The following is a 16,782-nucleotide window of genomic DNA, read 5'->3' on the forward strand; positions in this document are numbered from 1 at the left end:
AGAAAAGTCTCCCATTCCAGGAAAGTTATACTTAGGATTAAAACCGCCGAAATGAGCTTGGAATGCCCTTTTAATGGTGAGTTCTAATCGCCAATTCTTGAATTCTTACATGAATACAATCTCACCAACGACTTCTTCTCCAAACTCTTTTTTAAAGAGTTCCAGCATCTGGCTCTTGTGATAGCTAAGCTCGTGTTTCATGGAGGGGGACTGGAGTTCTACAAAAAGGACTTTATTTCTTACGTAAACCCGCTTTGTTCTTTTTGCAATGGCTTTACCAACAATGCGATCCCAGGAAGCCACAACATTGGCCTCATCAAATTTGGGCTTCAGATTAGCTGACTTCAGGAGCTCCTGAATTGCCTGGCTGATATGAATTGCATTATGAGGATCTCTGGCCATTGACCAAAGATAGGTAGACATTATTTATTCCGGATTTCACTGATGGATCCTTCCTCCACCCTGAAATTCTGGGATTTAACCCCCGCTTCTTTTAAAACCTCCAGGCTCCTTCCCGGGCGTGCGTCGGTGATAAAGATCTGACCAAAAGATCCACCTGTCACAAGCTTCATCAACTGATGTATTCTGTCATCATCAAGCTTATCGAAAATATCATCCAGTAAAAGAATCGGCTTCGAGTTATTTTTAGCAACGAGGTAATCAAGCTCTGCAAGTTTAAGGGCAATGAGAAATGATTTCTGCTGACCCTGCGATCCGAATCGTTTCAATTCATGGCCGGCAAGTGTGAATAAAAAATCATCGCGATGAATTCCAACCGTTGTTCTTCCTGCCGCAACATCACGATCCAGGTTGGAGGTGAGTTCATTTTCAAAATTAATTTCCTGCAGATCTGATTGGTAAGCGATACCGGATTTTTCAGGAAGCTGTGATAAAAAATCATAACGTGCTGACAGAAGCGGGTGATACGATTTTACAAAGTCGGTCCGCTTTTTAAACAAGATGTTGCCGGACACCACCATCTTCTCATCATAAGAAGCTATCAGATCGCGATCCACAGCATTTCGCTCTGCAAACATTTTCAGCAGACTGTTTCTTTGACGCAATTGCGCCTGGTAGATAATAAGATTGTCGAGATAAACTCTATCGGTTTGCGAAAGAAGGGTGTCAAAGAATTTCCTTCTGCTATCTCCACTTTCAGAAATTAAACTGATATCATTTGGAGCGACCAGCACCAGTGGGTATTTACCAATGTGCTCAGAGAACCTACTGTATTCTTTCCCGTCTTCCGACATGACTTTTTTCTGGTCGGTTGAAAACGCACATGCTACTTCAGGATGCTTCTTGTCTTTCTCAAAAGTTCCTTTCAAAAAAAAATGATCCTGACCGTGTCGGATGCTGGCGACGTCACTGGAATGAAATTTCCCTTTTGTAAAAGAGAGGTAGTGAACAGCCTCCAGAAGGTTGGTTTTTCCACTTCCGTTTTTGCCCAAAAAACAATGAACATTGCCTTTAAACTCAACTTTTGCTTCAGTGTAGTTTTTAAAATTTACCAAATGAAGTTTTTCAAGTCGCATCAAACGCGTTTACGTGGTTGTGTATAATTCCCTGTTGGGAATTGATGTTTTCAGGGCTATTTTCGCAGTCCGATTCAAAAGTAACTGATATGCCGACGACTGCACAAGCAAAGCCAAAAAGCTCAAAAGATAAACCTGAATTTTCGAAGGAGACTTACCTGCGCTGGTACGAGATGATGTATCTCATGCGCAAGTTTGAGGATAAAGCGGGCCAGTTGTATGGTATGCAGAAAATCAGAGGATTCTGTCATTTATATATTGGACAGGAAGCTTGTGCTGCTGGTGCTATTACTGCTTTGACAGCAGATGACAAATGGATTACCGCCTATCGTGATCACGCACATCCACTGGGATTGGGTACCAGTCCGAACGCGGTGATGGCAGAATTATATGGCAAGGAAACAGGAACAACAAAAGGCAAAGGCGGATCGATGCACATCTTTGACAAGTCGAAGAATTTTGTTGGAGGTCATGGAATTGTTGGAGGACAGGTTCCGCTGGGAGCTGGAATTGCCTTTGCGGAAAAGTATAACAAGACAAAAAATCTTTGCATCTGCTACATGGGTGATGGCGCGGTTCGTCAGGGTGCTTTTCATGAAGCGCTTAACCTTGCGATGCTCTGGAAGCTTCCCGTAATTTTTGTGATTGAGAACAACGGCTATGCGATGGGAACTTCCGTAAAAAGAACTTCCAACGTAACCGATCTGTATACATTGGGTGAAGCATATGATATGCCTTCAGAGCCAGTAGATGGAATGAGTGTAGAAGCTGTTCATACTTCTGTTGCACGCGCAGCAGACCGAGCAAGAGATGGCGAAGGTCCAACGCTATTGGAATTCAGAACATACCGATACAAGGGACACTCAATGTCTGATCCTCAAAAGTATCGTACGAAAGAAGAGGTTGATGAATACAAGGGTCGTGATCCTGTTGAGAATTGCAGACAAACGATTCTTGAAAAGAAGTATGCTACAGAACAGGAGCTTGAAGTAATTGATAACAAAGTACATGCTCAGGTAGAGGAGAGTGTCAAGTTTGCCGAGGAGTCTAATTACCCGGATCCAAAGGAAGCCCTGACTGATATTTACGTGCAGACAGATTATCCGTTTGTGCTGGATTAGCATCACTGCCATACCCTTCAAATTACGGGCAGGGTTACGTTTTAAGCCAAAAGACACCGGCTTTTTAGTATTTGTTTAATGGCCCCTAATATTTAGTTTTGCAGCCCTGACTTAAGGTCGGGGTTTATTTTTTAAAGAATCATGGCAAAAAACGAAGAAAAGAAGGACATACTTGAGAATTCAGAGGTAATCGCCGCAAAGGTTGAAGGTGCTGAACATTGGATTGAAGAGAATCCAAAAATTGTTTTCGGCATCCTTGGAGTGATTGTTCTGATCGTCGGAGGCTATTTCGGTTACCGTTACTGGAACCAAAGCCAGGATACTCTTGCACAAAGTGAAATGTACCAGGCGGTTCGTTATTTCGAAGCAGACAGTCTTAATCTTGCAATGGACGGAGATGGAAACAACCTCGGATTCAAGCAGGTCATTGATGATTATCCTATGACTTCCGCTGGTAATCTTGCAAATTTTTATGCCGGAGCCATCTGCCTGAAGCAAGGTAAATTTCAATTAGCAATTTTCTATCTGGAAGATTTCAAATCAGATGATGAACTGGTTCAGGCACGTGCCTACAGCCTTGCGGGTGATGCAAACATGGAATTGAAAAACTATGAAGATGCTGCAACCTCTTACATGAAGGCATCCGATTACAAGCCTAACAAATCTTTTACTCCTACCTATTTGATGAAGGCGGCACTTGCATTTGAAAAATCAAGTCAGAACGATAAAGCAATCAAGGCATATCAGCGTGTGATCGATGAGTATTGGGAAAGCGGTGAGATTCAGAATGCCAAGAAGTACAAGGCAAGACTGGATGGGAATAGCTAATCGATCGAAGATTAAAAAATTAGAAGGGATGGAAGCAATTCCATCCTTTTTTTGTTAAGTCCAATCACAAACAAAAATCATTATGGCAGGGATTCTTAAATCAGGATCAGGAAAAAGCAAGATCGATTTATCAAATAAGAGATTTGCAATTGTTGTTGCTGAATGGAATGAAGATATAACTGAAGCTCTCTACGAAGGCGCGGTCTCAGCATTGACAGAAGCTGGTGCAAAGAAGAAGCACGTCGTCCGTCACAATGTTCCGGGCAGCTTTGAGCTTACACTCGGCGCCCAATGGATGACGAATGTAAAGAACATTGACGCAGTGATCTGTCTTGGATGCGTCATTCAGGGAGACACTCCGCATTTCGATTACATCTGTCAGGCGGTTGCCAACGGAATTACCTCTGTAAATCTTTCATCCAATAAGCCGGTGATCTTTGGTGTGCTTACAACACTGAATAAAACTCAGGCATTGGAACGTGCCGGCGGCAAACTAGGGAACAAAGGAGAAGAAGCAGCAGTGACAGCAATTAAAATGCTGGAACTGAAAGACAATATAAAGTAATCCCGATTGCTTAAAATAAAAATCCCCGATCAACGAAAGTCGATCGGGGATTTTTTTATTGGAATAGTCTAGTACTTCTTTATAAACTTGATCTGATGAAGATTGCGTCCTTCCCGGATCGTCAGTACATACATTCCTTCTGATAGATGTCTTACATCCGCCTGAAGGTTGCCGGATTCTTTTTCAACATTCAGTACGTGGGTCTTACCTAAAAGATCAGTAAGTGACGTCGCTATGCTGGCATCTTCATCAAAACCATTGATGAACAAGATATCACGAACCGGATTTGGATAAGTTCTGATCAATGATCCTGAAGTTGTGAACAGATCACCTGTGACCACTACAGCAAGGTCTGTTGAGAATGCACTCAGACAGTCATCCGCTTTCACCTGAACTTTATACGTTCCTGCTTGTGTAACGGTAAGGGTAGCATTGGTTGCTCCTGCTATTAACGTTCCATTCAAATACCATTGATTACCAGCAGCCGCATTGGATGTGAGGACTGGATTTAATCCGGTGTTGGAAAGAGTTACTGTTGGTTGGGCAGGTTTGATACAGAAACTATTCGGAACGGCTGTTGCTGCGGCAAATACCTCATCTCCTGTTTGTGAAGCTGTGATGCTTACGCGACCTGCTTTAACGATCGTCACCTGTCCTGCTGCAATGGTGATCTTATCAGTAGCTGTCGTCAGAGCAAAACCTACCGGCAGATTCGAAGTTGACGTTGCTGTCAAGCCAAATACCGGATCGCCAACTTTCTTATCTGCAAGTGCTGCGAACGTAATTGTTTGCGGAGCTTTCACCAGGAAGAATCTTGCTGTAACCGGCAAGTGATCTGACGTGGTGGTGGTATAACTGCTGATATAATTCCGTGGCTCCTCCACTGCTATTGAGTTTGCAACGTACGAGGCTGTTAGTTCATTTGAAATGATGATGTGATCAAGGAAGCTGCTGGAGCTTGGGAAGCTGAAGCCACCCGCCTGACTTAGTGCATAGGTAAGCGTGCTGAAGTTGTTAACATCATCAACAAATACTTTATAGGTAGATTCTGAACTAACCTTGATAGAATTGTCTACATCATCATTAAAATCTCCCAACAGAATCACATTATCATTGGCATAATGGGCATTGAGAGAATCACGCAACACTTTCACATCGTATGCACGGCGGTCATAGTCATCAGCAGCAGATCCTGACTTAGCGTGAATATCAATGACGTGGATAATCTTCTTTACACCGTTGAACTTTACTTCAAAAGTTGCCATGAACGGAAGCCGGCCGGAAGACCAGAAGCTTGAGCTTGTGGTGGGATAACCTGGCAGTGTAAGGCCATTCAAACGAATATCATCGTGCATCTTCGAGAACATTACCCTTGATCTTATCAACTTAACATTTAGTGTATCATAGATAAATCCAATCTTCTGCGGAGGGAAGGTTGCTTCAGGAGGATCAAAAGAATACGACCACTTTGGTGAAATGATCTTTTTATAACGCGGCAAGTCTGTCATCAGTTGATTGAGAGCATTATCATCGGACATTTCCTCAATCGCATAGATATCGGCTCCGATGGTCTGCATTACTGTTCTCACATTAGTGATCTGAAGTGCATCATCTATTGGACCGAATTCAACATTACTGGCATCTCTGACGTCTGTTCCAAAGAACTCAAGATTATAAGTAGCGATATCAAGTGTTTGCGTACGGTCGGTTGCAGACAATATTATATTCCTTGTAGCCACTCCTGCTGATGCATTCGTGATGAGTCCTGAAAAAGTTTCAGGAGTAACACCCGGTGCTATGAACTTAACATATACTACCTGCTGAGCATTGGCCTCCAAAGCTGTAAAAGATATTGAGGAGCTGAATGCAGTATTGTCTTTTGAAACCTGAAAGTTTGCAGGCGCCACAATGTTAATTCCACTGGCAAGATTGTAACCTTTGGTTGTGTAGGATTTAACCATTCCACTGGCAGAGAATGTTATTCCGGAAGGTGAAGCCTGCAAATACGTTGAAGTGGTGTTGGTGATATTGATCTCATCCAATGACCACCGTGCAGCAGCGGCGGCGGTAGAGGTATAAACAAATGCGATATAAACATTCTGGCCGGCATACGCTGACAGATCTACATTGCTTAGCGTCCAGTCTGCCAAAGCTGTGCTGGTAGATCCCACGGCAACAGTTGGAAAACTTCCATTAATATCAGTCCAGGTTGCTGACTGAGGAATTCCTTGTCCTGAATAATTGGTAGATATCTTCAGTTGAAGACCATTTCCAACAAATGAAAATTGTGAATAAAATGAAAGCGCTGCATTGGTGCCCAGGGTTGCCTTTGGAGATATGAGCCAATCTTCGTTTGCAACTGCAACTCCTGAGAAACCATTCATCCGCATACCTTTTGAGCCTCTTCCAAAATCAGAGCAAGCCCATGTCTGGTCACCGGTTGAACTATATTGGGTGAATGATGCTGTTCCATCGCATGTATTAAAATTTTCAGTGAACAGAGCGCCAGTGGTAGCGTCTATTTTTGTTGGATTAGCCTGAATATTCGGAACATTATCTTCAGCAACGATGTAAACAGAATATGCTGTACCTGGTAAAAGACTTGTCAGAACTGTTGAATACTCAGTGCCGGTAGCAGGGACGCTTATCATACCGAAGAAGCCTGTTGAAAGAGTGCCGCCGGCAGCATTTAATCCTGCCTTAATTTGTGCAGAAGATGGTGCAGCATCGGCTGAACCCACCACTGCAAAATATGTTTTACCCTGTTCGGTCTGACTGGTACGAATTGTAAAACCAAATGGAGTGATGGTATTGATGACAGGATAATTCGCTGAGAAATCCGGAGGTGTTAGATCACCCGCCGTGTTGGTTCTTACATCCAATCGTACTGCGACGGCCTGAATATTAGGAGTAACATCTTCAGCTATGACATAAACATCATAATCTGTTCCGTCAGCGAGACTTGAAACTGTTGTAGTGTAATCCGTGGACCCTGCTGCAACATTGATCATACCACTGAAGCCGGCTGCAACCGCGACTCCGGTGCCATCTTCTCCTGCTTTTACATTTCCTGGTGTGGGTTCGCTTGCTCCGTCCGCTACAACAACAAAATATGTTTTGCCTGCTTCATTAAGATTGGTCACAAGATCAAAACCGGAAGCTGTAGGGTTTATTGCCTTTGGATAATTGGCCGTGAAAGCGGGTGCCGAAAGATCACCGGCGGTGAATGTTAAATTAACATCGTCGATACCCGTCAACGGACGAGAATTAGATCCGGTGGTACCATTTATTGCTACTAATCTTATCCATATCACATCAGAAATATTATCCAGTGCTGTTCCAAAGTTTACAGTGACATCTGTACTTCCCCAGGTCGCTGCTGATAACGTAGTGGAAACAACAGCAGGTGTTGTCGTTACTGCGGTGAAGGTTGATGGAGAGGCACCCGTTCCATAATCAACTCTCCACGTTGTCGTACGTCCCAGCGCTCCCGGATCCAGTGACATGATCTTAAACGATAATGAGAGATTGGTAATACCTGTTGTATTGCTCAGCTGAAGAACAAATGCAGCTCCCGGATCACCAAAAGATCCGGTTTGACGCACTGCCAAAGCACGATTAGTTGAATTATTCTGATCCGTTGCTGTGCTGGTTGTAGTAAGGCCTGTGGCAGAAGCAACATTCTTAAAGTTTCCACCCGTATTGCTCCAATTCAAAACTCCAGCTGAAAATGCCGGGGATGTTCCCAAAGCAGATGCTGTTGCTCCCGATCTGATCGACCAGCCTGCTGGCAAACCGTCTGCGGTCAGTGCATTAAAGTTTTGTTGATAGGGTGAAGCAACTAACGTAACCTGTGCAGAAGCTGTGGTTGCGTAAAGTAAAATGAAACAACATACGGTCGTGATGGATAGTAAAATTCTTTTCATAGGCGGTGTTAATAATCAGCGAAAATCTCACAATAGATCCCGGAATTAAATATAATGACATTATATTTTCATTACTAATTATAGAACAATGAGAATCGGGAAGTTGGGAATCAAGAACCCATAAAATAAAAAACCCTGCCATTGGAGATAGCAGGGCTTAAAGTAAAAATTTAAATGGATTACATATTCTTCACAACTTCTTTTGCGAATTCGGAGCACTTCAACAAAGTAGCACCTTCCATCTGACGGTGGAAATCGTATGTGACGCGCTTGGAAGCAATTGCTCCATCAAGACCCTTATATATAAGCCCGGCAACTTCAAGCCAGCCCATATATTCAAACATCATGGCGCCGGAAAGAATTACTGATCCCGGATTTACCTTATCCTGGCCTGCATACTTAGGGGCAGTTCCGTGAGTTGCTTCAAAAATAGCATAGCCCGTTTGATAATTGATATTACCGCCTGGTGCGATTCCAATACCACCAACGATCGCTGCCAATGCATCAGAAATATAATCTCCATTAAGATTCAATGTTGCCACAACAGAATATTCATCAGGACGTAACAATATCTGCTGAAGGAAAGCATCAGCAATAGAATCCTTGATGATCAATTTATGTCCGTCTCTTTCGATGACCTGCCATGGGCCGCCATCAAGATCTACTGCACCATACTCACGTTTTGCAAGTTCATATCCCCAATCACGGAAGCCACCCTCGGTGAACTTCATGATGTTTCCTTTATGAACCAATGTAAGATTTGGCTTCTTGTGCTTCAATGCAAAATCAAGCGCTGATCTTACAAGACGCTCTGTTCCTTCTTTAGAAACTGGTTTGATACCGATACCCGAAGTTTCCGGGAAACGGATTTTCTTGTATTGCTTAGGGAATGATTCCTTGAACCAGGTCATGAACTTCTTGTTGTCTTCAGAGCCTTGTTGGAATTCAATTCCTGCATAAATATCTTCAGTGTTCTCTCGGAAAATCGTCATGTCAGTCTTGTGCGGTTCTTTCACAGGAGAAGGAACACCTTTGAACCAACGAACAGGACGCAAGCAGGCATACAGATCAAGATCCTGACGCAGTGCAACATTCAATGAGCGAATACCACCACCAACAGGAGTTGTCAACGGTCCTTTGATACCAACAAGATATTCCTTGAATGCAGTGAGTGTTGCCTCAGGCATCCAGTTTCCTGTTTTGTTAAATGCTTTTTCTCCTGCCAGAACTTCCTTCCATTCTATTTTGCGTTTGCCTTTGTAGGCTTTTTCTACCGCAGAGTCAAATACTAATTTGGAAGCAGGCCAGATATCGACACCGGTACCATCACCTTCAATAAAAGGAATGACTGGGGAGTCTGGAACTGTTAGCTTTCCGTTGCTGATGCTGATTTTTTGCTCACTCATGGTTATACGTGTTGAAGTGGTTATGTTGCGTTGAATTGCAGGGCCGAAGATAGAAAATTAAGGCCATCCAAAAAGATTTTTTACATAGCATCGTTAGTATCAGAAAGTCAGTTTTTTATGAAAATACTTGCGTTTTTGGCCTTAGGGCTCATATTCTCTTTCTCATCAGAACAGCCTTTTCTGAAAGATGATGAGGTTTGTCTTACCGTTGAAGAAAAGAAACTGTACGACCTTATCATGCAGTACCGGAAGAGTAAAAATCTCAAGCCAATCCCCTATTCTGCCCGGCTCAGTAAAGTAGCTCAGGCGCATGTAAGAGATCTCAATAAAAATTACGACTACGAGAATCGCGGTGAATGCAATCCACACAGCTGGTCCGACAAGGGAAACTGGAGTGCATGCTGTTATACCGCGGATCACTCAAAGGCATCCTGCATGTGGGATAAGCCAAAAGAGATCGCGGAGTACCCGGGAGCTGGTTATGAAATTGCATACTATAGTTCAGCAGGCGCAACAGCCTCAGAAGGATTAGAGGGCTGGAAAAAAAGTCAGGGACATAATCCATTACTTATCAACTCCGGAAGCTGGAGCAAGCTTGAATGGAAAGCCGTTGGAATCGGAATCTATGGAGAGTATGGAGTGGTGTGGTTTGGTGAGACCGAAGACAAATCGAAAATGAAAGTATGTGACTGAGTTGAATTACATCATTGTCAATACTTCTCTTCCTGATTTGGGAATGATTTCGTCTTCACATCATCAACATACTTATTCAGCGCACCGGTAATGACTGTATCGAGGTCGGCATAGCGACGAAGAAAACGCGGCTTGAATTCTTTTGTGATTCCGAGTATATCCTGTAAAACCAATACCTGTCCATCCACTTCGGGACCAGCGCCAATTCCAATTACCGGAATCTTTACAGATGACGCTACCCTGCCTGCAAGATCAGCGGGAATCTTTTCTACGACCAAAGCAAAACATCCGCACTCTTCAAGAAGCTTTGCGTCTTCGAGAAGTTTATCGGCCTCATCTTTTTCTTTTGCACGAACAGTATACGTTCCGAATTTATAAATTGACTGTGGAGTTAATCCAAGGTGGCCCATTACAGGAACACCGGCGCTGAGAATTCTCAGAACAGAATCTTTTATCTCACTTCCACCTTCCATTTTCACTGCATGTGCTCCGGACTCCTTCATGATGCGGATGGAGGATCGTAATGCCTCACCTGAACTCCCCTGATAGTGACCGAAAGGAATGTCCACCACGACTAATGCCCGCTTCACTCCTCTCACCACCGAAGTTGCGTGATAGATCATCTGATCCAGAGTGATGGGCAAAGTGGTTTCATTTCCAGCCATCACGTTGGATGCTGAATCGCCAACCAGAATTACGTCCATGCCTGCATTGTCGACGATCTTTGCCATGCTGAAATCGTATGCCGTAAGCATGGCAATCTTTTCACCACGGATCTTCATCTCGCGAAGTTGATGCGTTGTTATTCGCTTAACCTCTGCTTTCTTGTGCACTGACATGTTCGATTTTTTTTTAATGGAGATAAACCGCAGACTTCTTTCCCAAAACCACTTCAACATGTTCTGCAAGCGTGGTGGATAATTCGTATCCTGTATAATTTGGTTGAACTGGGAACCTCGGATGACTTCTGTTTACCAGAACTGCTACTTCAATTTTCTTTACTTCAATCGCAAGAAAGGGTTTCATCCCATAGGCAAGCACGCGACCAGTATTCAAAACATCGTCAATCAAAATGACTGTCTTTTTCTTTAATTCATCCAGGCTGATATCGAGTGTGACCTCACTCTTCTGAGGAGATTCTTTATCCACCGTGACCTTGCAAGTGATCACATTCAACTTTGAAATGCTGAGAAGTTCTTTTTCAAGCAATTGAGCCAGTGCATAACCCTGTCCATCAATTCCTGCAAGTGCTATTACTTTCTCTGAAAAATTGTTTTCATAGATCTCATATGCCATTCGTCTTATCTTCTGACGAACCTGCGCATCTTCCAGCACTAAATTCTTTTCAGATGTCATGGCTCTGGAATAGGAACGATTTTAGTATCCTTAAAAGTTGACAAAATTATCATTGACTGCAGATTGTCTACCACTTCAATATTGGCAACTTTCTCAAGCATTAATTTCTGATAAGCGGGGATATCAGTGCAGACGATCTTCAAAAGAAAATCTGCCTGACCAGTGAGATGATGGCACTCCACAATCTCTGCAATGGCGGAAATGGCATCCAAAAATTTAAGAATGTTTTCACGATGCTGGGCCTTCAGCGAAACCATTACAAATGTGCTGACTCCAAGACCAACGCTTGCCGTATCAATCAGGGCATGGTAGCTTTTGATAACACCGGCAGTTTCAAGTTTTTTGACCCGCTCTAACGTTGGCGCTGGAGAAAGTCCTATTTCCTGAGCAAGTTGAGCATTGGTGATATTGGAATTAACCTGAAGCAATTCCAATATTTTCCTGTCAATAGCATCGAGCTTAATTTTCATCCGGGTGAATTTTTGCTAAAGTTAGCAAAGTGATTGATTCCAACGGCAGAAGATTTCATGTGTTGGCAAACAATAATATATGAGAAAGACACGGCTTACCGCCTTATAAAACGCATTGTTTTTTTGGACCCTGAAGTCTCCACCCTGACATAATACAATCCACCTGACACAACACTAAGATCAAGAACTGCCTGATTAAGACCCACCGTAGATAAAGTCTCACTGGCATAAATTGTTTTTCCCATGCTGTCAAAGACTGTAATGAGTGCTTTGCCCGCAGTGACAGAAACCCAGTCTACCTGAATGATCCCGTCAGATGGATTTGGATATGGATTAAAGAAATAGTCATTGCTGTTAAGATTGAGGCAACGTCTGTTGTTTTCCTGACTCACATCTTTTTCAGAAATGATGCTTGCACATAGAAAAGAGAAATCAAATTGATTGGGGGAAATCGTGAATGAAAGAGTTCGTGTTGCTGATTGTCCCGGCACAAGATTTACAACCAATGTTTCATTTACAACTGCCTTCTCTGCCAATATCAATGACACCTCAGCAGTCGTAACCGGGATATTGCTGTTGTTGACAATCGTCACGATCGCCTTTAATTTTCCAGTGGTTGGATCAGGGGTGAGTGTAAAGTCACTCATGGAAAGGTCAATGGATGGAACCAACACTTTTATTGGGATCGTTTTTACATCCGAACATCCGAGCGTGTTGGTGGCCGTAAGCTCTGCAGAATAGTCTCCTAATGAAATGAAAGTGTAAGCCGGAGAAACCTGGGTGCTGGTTGCTGTCACCTTATCATAGAACTTCCACACATAGCTTGTTGCCTGCTGTGATGTGTTGGCAAACTGCACAATCAACGGAGCCGATCCACGATCAGCGGAAGCGGTAAAATTTGCAACAGGACTTACATTGATCAATACGTTTCTTGACAAGGTGTATTTACAACCTGAAAGATGAGTGGTTGTCAACTTAACATTGTTTGATCCCGAATTGACAAAATTGTAGGAAGCCGGATTTCCCGCAATTGAGTTGCCTTCAAAATTCCAGTTCGTTCCGACAACAACATCCTGGGGAGACGTAGTAATATCTGTAAAGACTGCATTGTGATTAGCGCAAGCATTCGAGACTAAGAAATCAACATTAGGTATTGGAGCAATGGAAATCTGTTTTGTCTTAAAGCTGCTGCAGGCATTTGCACTGGTAACTGTCAATGTCGCGGAATAATTTCCAGTCGCATTAAAAGTATATGTTGGGTTGGGTGTCGTAAAGATTGAAGAGGCAATCTGCCATGATCTTGTCTGAATGCCTCCACTGGATATGTCCGTAAATTTTGTAGACTGATTGAGACAGGCAGGGCCAACCGTAAAATCTGCCACCGGACTTGCGGCAATGTTGATTCCTTTCGTCAAAGTGCCCACACAGCCCTTATCAGAAGTTGCTGTGAGACTGGCGTTATAATTTCCGGCAAGCAAATAAGTGTGATTTGGATTTTGCTGGTTGGAGATGTTCATGTCTCCAAACTGCCATGCCCATGTGGTTATGTTACTGTCAGTCAATGCCGGGGTGGTGTTTTGAAAAGGAGTTGAAGTTCCATTACATGAAAATGGAGGAAGTCCAATTGAAAAATCAGGAACAGGTTTGGTGTAGATCTTAAGAGGTTTCGTAATAACGTTCTGACAACCTGCTGCATTGCTTCCGGTAAGGGATGCCTGAAATGTCGCCGCCGTTGCGTAGGTGTGAGATGGACTTGCCGCAGTAGAGGTAGAAGCATCACCAAAATTCCATTGATATCCTGCGTCGACCCCTGAACTTAGATTCACAAAAGATACAGATGTACCCTGGCAATTATCAACCGCAGAGAAATTCACAACAGGGCCTACCAAAACAGTGGAGATATTCTTCGTAACCTCATTTTCACATCCGGGAATCAACACCTTTAATTTTATCTGTTGTGCCGATGCTGAAGCAAAGGTTGCATTGAAGTTTAACTGAGACGATAGTAGCGTCCCATTAAGTCTCCACTCCCACTGAGGATTGGATGCCGCATCAAATGTTGAAGTGTTGTTGAAAACATAATCCTGGTTAGTGCAAACCGGAGAAGCAGACGGAAGTTGAAAGTTTGCAACAGGTGGGTTGAATACTGATAAAGTCTGACTCTTAAAATTCTGGCAGCTATTGGTGCCTGTTATGGTGAGATCGACAACATAATTTCCTGCGACAGAATAGCTATGAGATGTATTGGGTTGAGTATCCGTTTGTGCATCGCCAAACTTCCATAAATAAGACGCAATAGCTCCTGATGAATTAATGGATGTAAAGTTGATGGGGTTTAATGCACAGCTGTTGGTCGAAGTGAAATTAATATCCGGAGATACCAAAGACGAAACTACTGTGCTGATCGCTTTAACAGAGTAGGCAGCAGAAGCAACATCAATTGCTTTTAATTCAATTACTTTACTTCCACTTTGGGAGTATGACGCATCCGGAGGGGTATCAGTTGTTGCAAACAGAACACTTGCGCCACAATCCTGTTCAAAGACTACACGATTAACTTTCTGATCATAAAAACTCACACCATTCAGAATTGTCTTTCCGCTCCAGCGGATAACATCAATCCCAATCATGATGGGAATTGTTGGATGACTTATCTGTACGGGTGTGTTAACAGGATTCATATCTTTCAAGTCAACCACTGTCACCAGCGCACCATTGCTTGCTACCATTGCACGATAGGAATTTCCTTCTCTGACCAGACGTATGCGGAAGGGATTTGAAAAACTTGGAAATGTATAATTTCCCTCAACGGTAGATGTCGTGCTGCTTAGTGATGATCCGAGATTAAGTTGAGTAATCTTGTTTCCGCTATAGTCAGCTAAAACTGCTTTCCAAACAGATCCGATCTGTATCACATCAAGCCCAAGTAAAAGATTCGCTGCTGGTATAGTCGATTCAAAAACATTGCCTGCTGAAACAGAATTCAAAAAAGAACTTCCAAAACTTATTCTTACAAAAGAATTGTTATCACGATTTACTGTTGTGAGGTAATATCCTGAACTATTAGAGACAAGCTTGACATCCCACATTCTTCCTGTGAGGCCGAACATTCCAACATTCGTAGCGGTAGGCGTGTTGGTGAGTGACGTTCCAAAATCCAATCTGACAAAGCCTGCATCATTATTACTAAATCCTACAAACCCAACCCAGTTGGTTCCGGCTTTAATAATATCAATGCCCTGTGGCAACTGAAGAACACTTCCGGGATTTCCAAGATTGGTAACCGATGGTAGTCCAATGGGAGAATTTCCATAATCAAGACGGATGATGGAGTGGTTGGCCTGGGAGATTGCGAAGCCATACCATGCGCCATTGTCCTGAAGTAATTTAAAACCGTATCCTCCCTGCATACTTCCAAGGGTAACGGTAACATCCTGAGATTTTATAGTAAGTGCATCATCGGCACAAAAATCCCACTCATAGCTATTGGCTCCGGTGGAGAGATTTTTAAGGCGGATATTTTGTTGCTGGCAGGCTGCTGCATCAGAAGAAAAATCAGCATTGGGCTGAGAATATGCGGATTTGCAGACCGAAATGCCAACCAACCACACCATCAATGCTACGAATCCGAATTTCCTTCTTTTCATGAAAGCGTAAAGATAGCAGTTGACGTTCGATCAGAAATTCTTCTTTTCCAGACTCGCATACAACTGACCATAGAGCTGAATACCGTAACTGAGAGAAAAGTAATTTGTTACAAGGCTTCGGGAAGGAGGCAATGAGCGTTGGGTCAGGGTTTGAATCGCCTCTTCATAATCAACTTTATTAAGTTGAGATACCAAAAGACCACCGCTGCCTTTTGACAATATCTCCCTTACATCACCCCATCCATCGTTGGTAACAAATGGAACATTCATCGCCATTAACTCTGCCATTTTTGTTGCTGAAGATCCTTTCTTGGAAAAAGATGGCTTTATAAAAAATACAGAAGCATTGGAAAGACTTAAATAAAGCGGCATCTCTTCCCTTCTGACTGAACGTGTGATAATCTCTTTTTTCCACTCCAACATGGAAAAGTCCGGAGCCTCAGAAGTCAGGATCAAAAATTTTGATGAAGCAAATTTTTCGCGGAGTGAAGAATAGAACTCCATCATTTCATCCATCAGATACCATGTGCCCAGTGAGCCCACATAACATAAAACGAAATCGGATTGCTCAATACCAAGGCTGGCTTGCAATTTCTGTTTGCTTTGAAGATCAATCTTATCCGGATTGAACAAATCTTCATCAACACAACATGGAATAATATGAATGTTCCTGTTAAGATTCCAGGAGAGAATTTCCTTTTGGGCAGCATGAGTCAACGTGATGACTGCGTCGGCATGCTTTATAAATTCCTTTTCCCACGCTTTGAACTTGTTATAAATAATTCTGTAAAGAGGATTCCTCAGGTTCCACAATCCTCCCTCTACTCTTTCATCAGCCCAGAAGCCACGCATGTCAAAGAGAAATGGAACGCCGAATTTCCTTTTAAGTCTGAGACCTACCAAGGCAGTAACATAGCTTCTGCAATGTACGAGTTGAAAGGGATTGGTCTTATGAAGTAATAACACTTTTCTCCAAAGTGTATAAACATCCTTAAGGGTAGAGAATACCGGCGGCTTCCTGTGATATTCCAGGGGTAGCCATTTGATATTGGATTCTTTTACTTGTTGGAGAACTGCATCCAGATTTTGTGAACGCTCCTTTTTCTCAAAGGATATCAAGGTTATGGAATGTCGCTTTGCAAGTCCTTTCAAATATGGCAAAACCTGAGATTGCCCAAGGGGATCTGTCATGCCGTCATACGAAAGATAAAGGACGTTCATTATTATGCCGAATG

Annotated in this window: 13 protein-coding genes; 4 read left to right on the forward strand and 9 right to left on the reverse strand. The window is 43.0% G+C overall.

Annotated features, from left to right (window positions below):
• Positions 1–105 precede the first annotated feature (105 nt).
• Together HOP08_06605 and recF are read right to left on the reverse strand one after the other, a co-directional pair.
• Entirely contained in the window at positions 106–402 is a 297-nt protein-coding gene (locus HOP08_06605; protein NOT74580.1) for a DUF721 domain-containing protein, read from the reverse strand.
• Between the two features lie 20 nt (positions 403–422).
• Positions 423–1,535, reverse strand: coding sequence for a DNA replication and repair protein RecF (recF, locus tag HOP08_06610; GenBank protein ID NOT74581.1), 1,113 nt, complete (start codon positions 1,533–1,535; stop codon positions 423–425).
• Positions 1,536–1,624: 89 nt separating this feature from the next.
• Between recF and pdhA the strand changes: the two genes are divergently transcribed.
• The 3 genes from pdhA to HOP08_06625 all read left to right on the forward strand — a co-directional run bounded on the left by pdhA (position 1,625) and on the right by HOP08_06625 (position 4,049).
• A complete protein-coding gene (pdhA, locus tag HOP08_06615) occupies positions 1,625–2,656 on the forward strand; it encodes a pyruvate dehydrogenase (acetyl-transferring) E1 component subunit alpha (protein ID NOT74582.1) in 1,032 nt (343 codons plus the stop codon).
• A 141-nt stretch (positions 2,657–2,797) separates the two neighbouring features.
• Entirely contained in the window at positions 2,798–3,484 is a 687-nt protein-coding gene (locus HOP08_06620) for a tetratricopeptide repeat protein (GenBank protein ID NOT74583.1), read from the forward strand.
• Positions 3,485–3,566: 82 nt separating this feature from the next.
• On the forward strand, positions 3,567–4,049 hold the full coding sequence (locus HOP08_06625; GenBank protein ID NOT74584.1) for a 6,7-dimethyl-8-ribityllumazine synthase: 483 nt from the start codon (positions 3,567–3,569) through the stop codon (positions 4,047–4,049).
• A 68-nt stretch (positions 4,050–4,117) separates the two neighbouring features.
• On the opposite strand, the gene HOP08_06630 is transcribed toward HOP08_06625, so the two are convergent.
• Both HOP08_06630 and icd read right to left on the reverse strand, forming a co-directional pair.
• The gene (locus HOP08_06630) at positions 4,118–7,975 is read right to left on the reverse strand and encodes a T9SS type A sorting domain-containing protein (protein ID NOT74585.1); all 3,858 of its coding nucleotides are present in this window, start codon (positions 7,973–7,975) and stop codon (positions 4,118–4,120) included.
• A 179-nt stretch (positions 7,976–8,154) separates the two neighbouring features.
• The gene (gene icd, locus HOP08_06635) at positions 8,155–9,381 is read right to left on the reverse strand and encodes an NADP-dependent isocitrate dehydrogenase (GenBank protein NOT74586.1); all 1,227 of its coding nucleotides are present in this window, start codon (positions 9,379–9,381) and stop codon (positions 8,155–8,157) included.
• 117 nt (positions 9,382–9,498) lie between these two features.
• Here icd and HOP08_06640 point away from each other — a divergent pair, with 117 nt between their 5' ends.
• On the forward strand, positions 9,499–10,074 hold the full coding sequence (locus HOP08_06640) for a CAP domain-containing protein (GenBank protein NOT74587.1): 576 nt from the start codon (positions 9,499–9,501) through the stop codon (positions 10,072–10,074).
• 17 nt (positions 10,075–10,091) lie between these two features.
• Here HOP08_06640 and panB read toward each other — a convergent pair whose 3' ends face one another.
• The 5 genes from panB to HOP08_06665 all read right to left on the reverse strand — a co-directional run bounded on the left by panB (position 10,092) and on the right by HOP08_06665 (position 16,768).
• Positions 10,092–10,913, reverse strand: a complete 822-nt coding sequence (gene panB, locus HOP08_06645; protein NOT74588.1) for a 3-methyl-2-oxobutanoate hydroxymethyltransferase — start codon at positions 10,911–10,913, stop codon at positions 10,092–10,094.
• 13 nt (positions 10,914–10,926) lie between these two features.
• Complete coding sequence (locus HOP08_06650; GenBank protein NOT74589.1) at positions 10,927–11,430, reverse strand: phosphoribosyltransferase; 504 nt, start codon at positions 11,428–11,430, stop codon at positions 10,927–10,929.
• On the reverse strand, positions 11,427–11,900 hold the full coding sequence (locus HOP08_06655; GenBank protein ID NOT74590.1) for an Lrp/AsnC family transcriptional regulator: 474 nt from the start codon (positions 11,898–11,900) through the stop codon (positions 11,427–11,429). Before HOP08_06655 ends, HOP08_06650 begins: the two co-directional genes overlap by 4 nt.
• A 95-nt stretch (positions 11,901–11,995) precedes the next feature.
• Entirely contained in the window at positions 11,996–15,547 is a 3,552-nt protein-coding gene (locus HOP08_06660) for a PKD domain-containing protein (GenBank protein ID NOT74591.1), read from the reverse strand.
• A 30-nt stretch (positions 15,548–15,577) separates the two neighbouring features.
• Positions 15,578–16,768, reverse strand: coding sequence for a glycosyltransferase (locus tag HOP08_06665; GenBank protein ID NOT74592.1), 1,191 nt, complete (start codon positions 16,766–16,768; stop codon positions 15,578–15,580).
• Positions 16,769–16,782: the final 14 nt, after the last annotated feature.

The organism is Cyclobacteriaceae bacterium (assembly GCA_013141055.1).
Taxonomy (GTDB): Bacteria; Bacteroidota; Bacteroidia; order Cytophagales; family Cyclobacteriaceae; genus ELB16-189.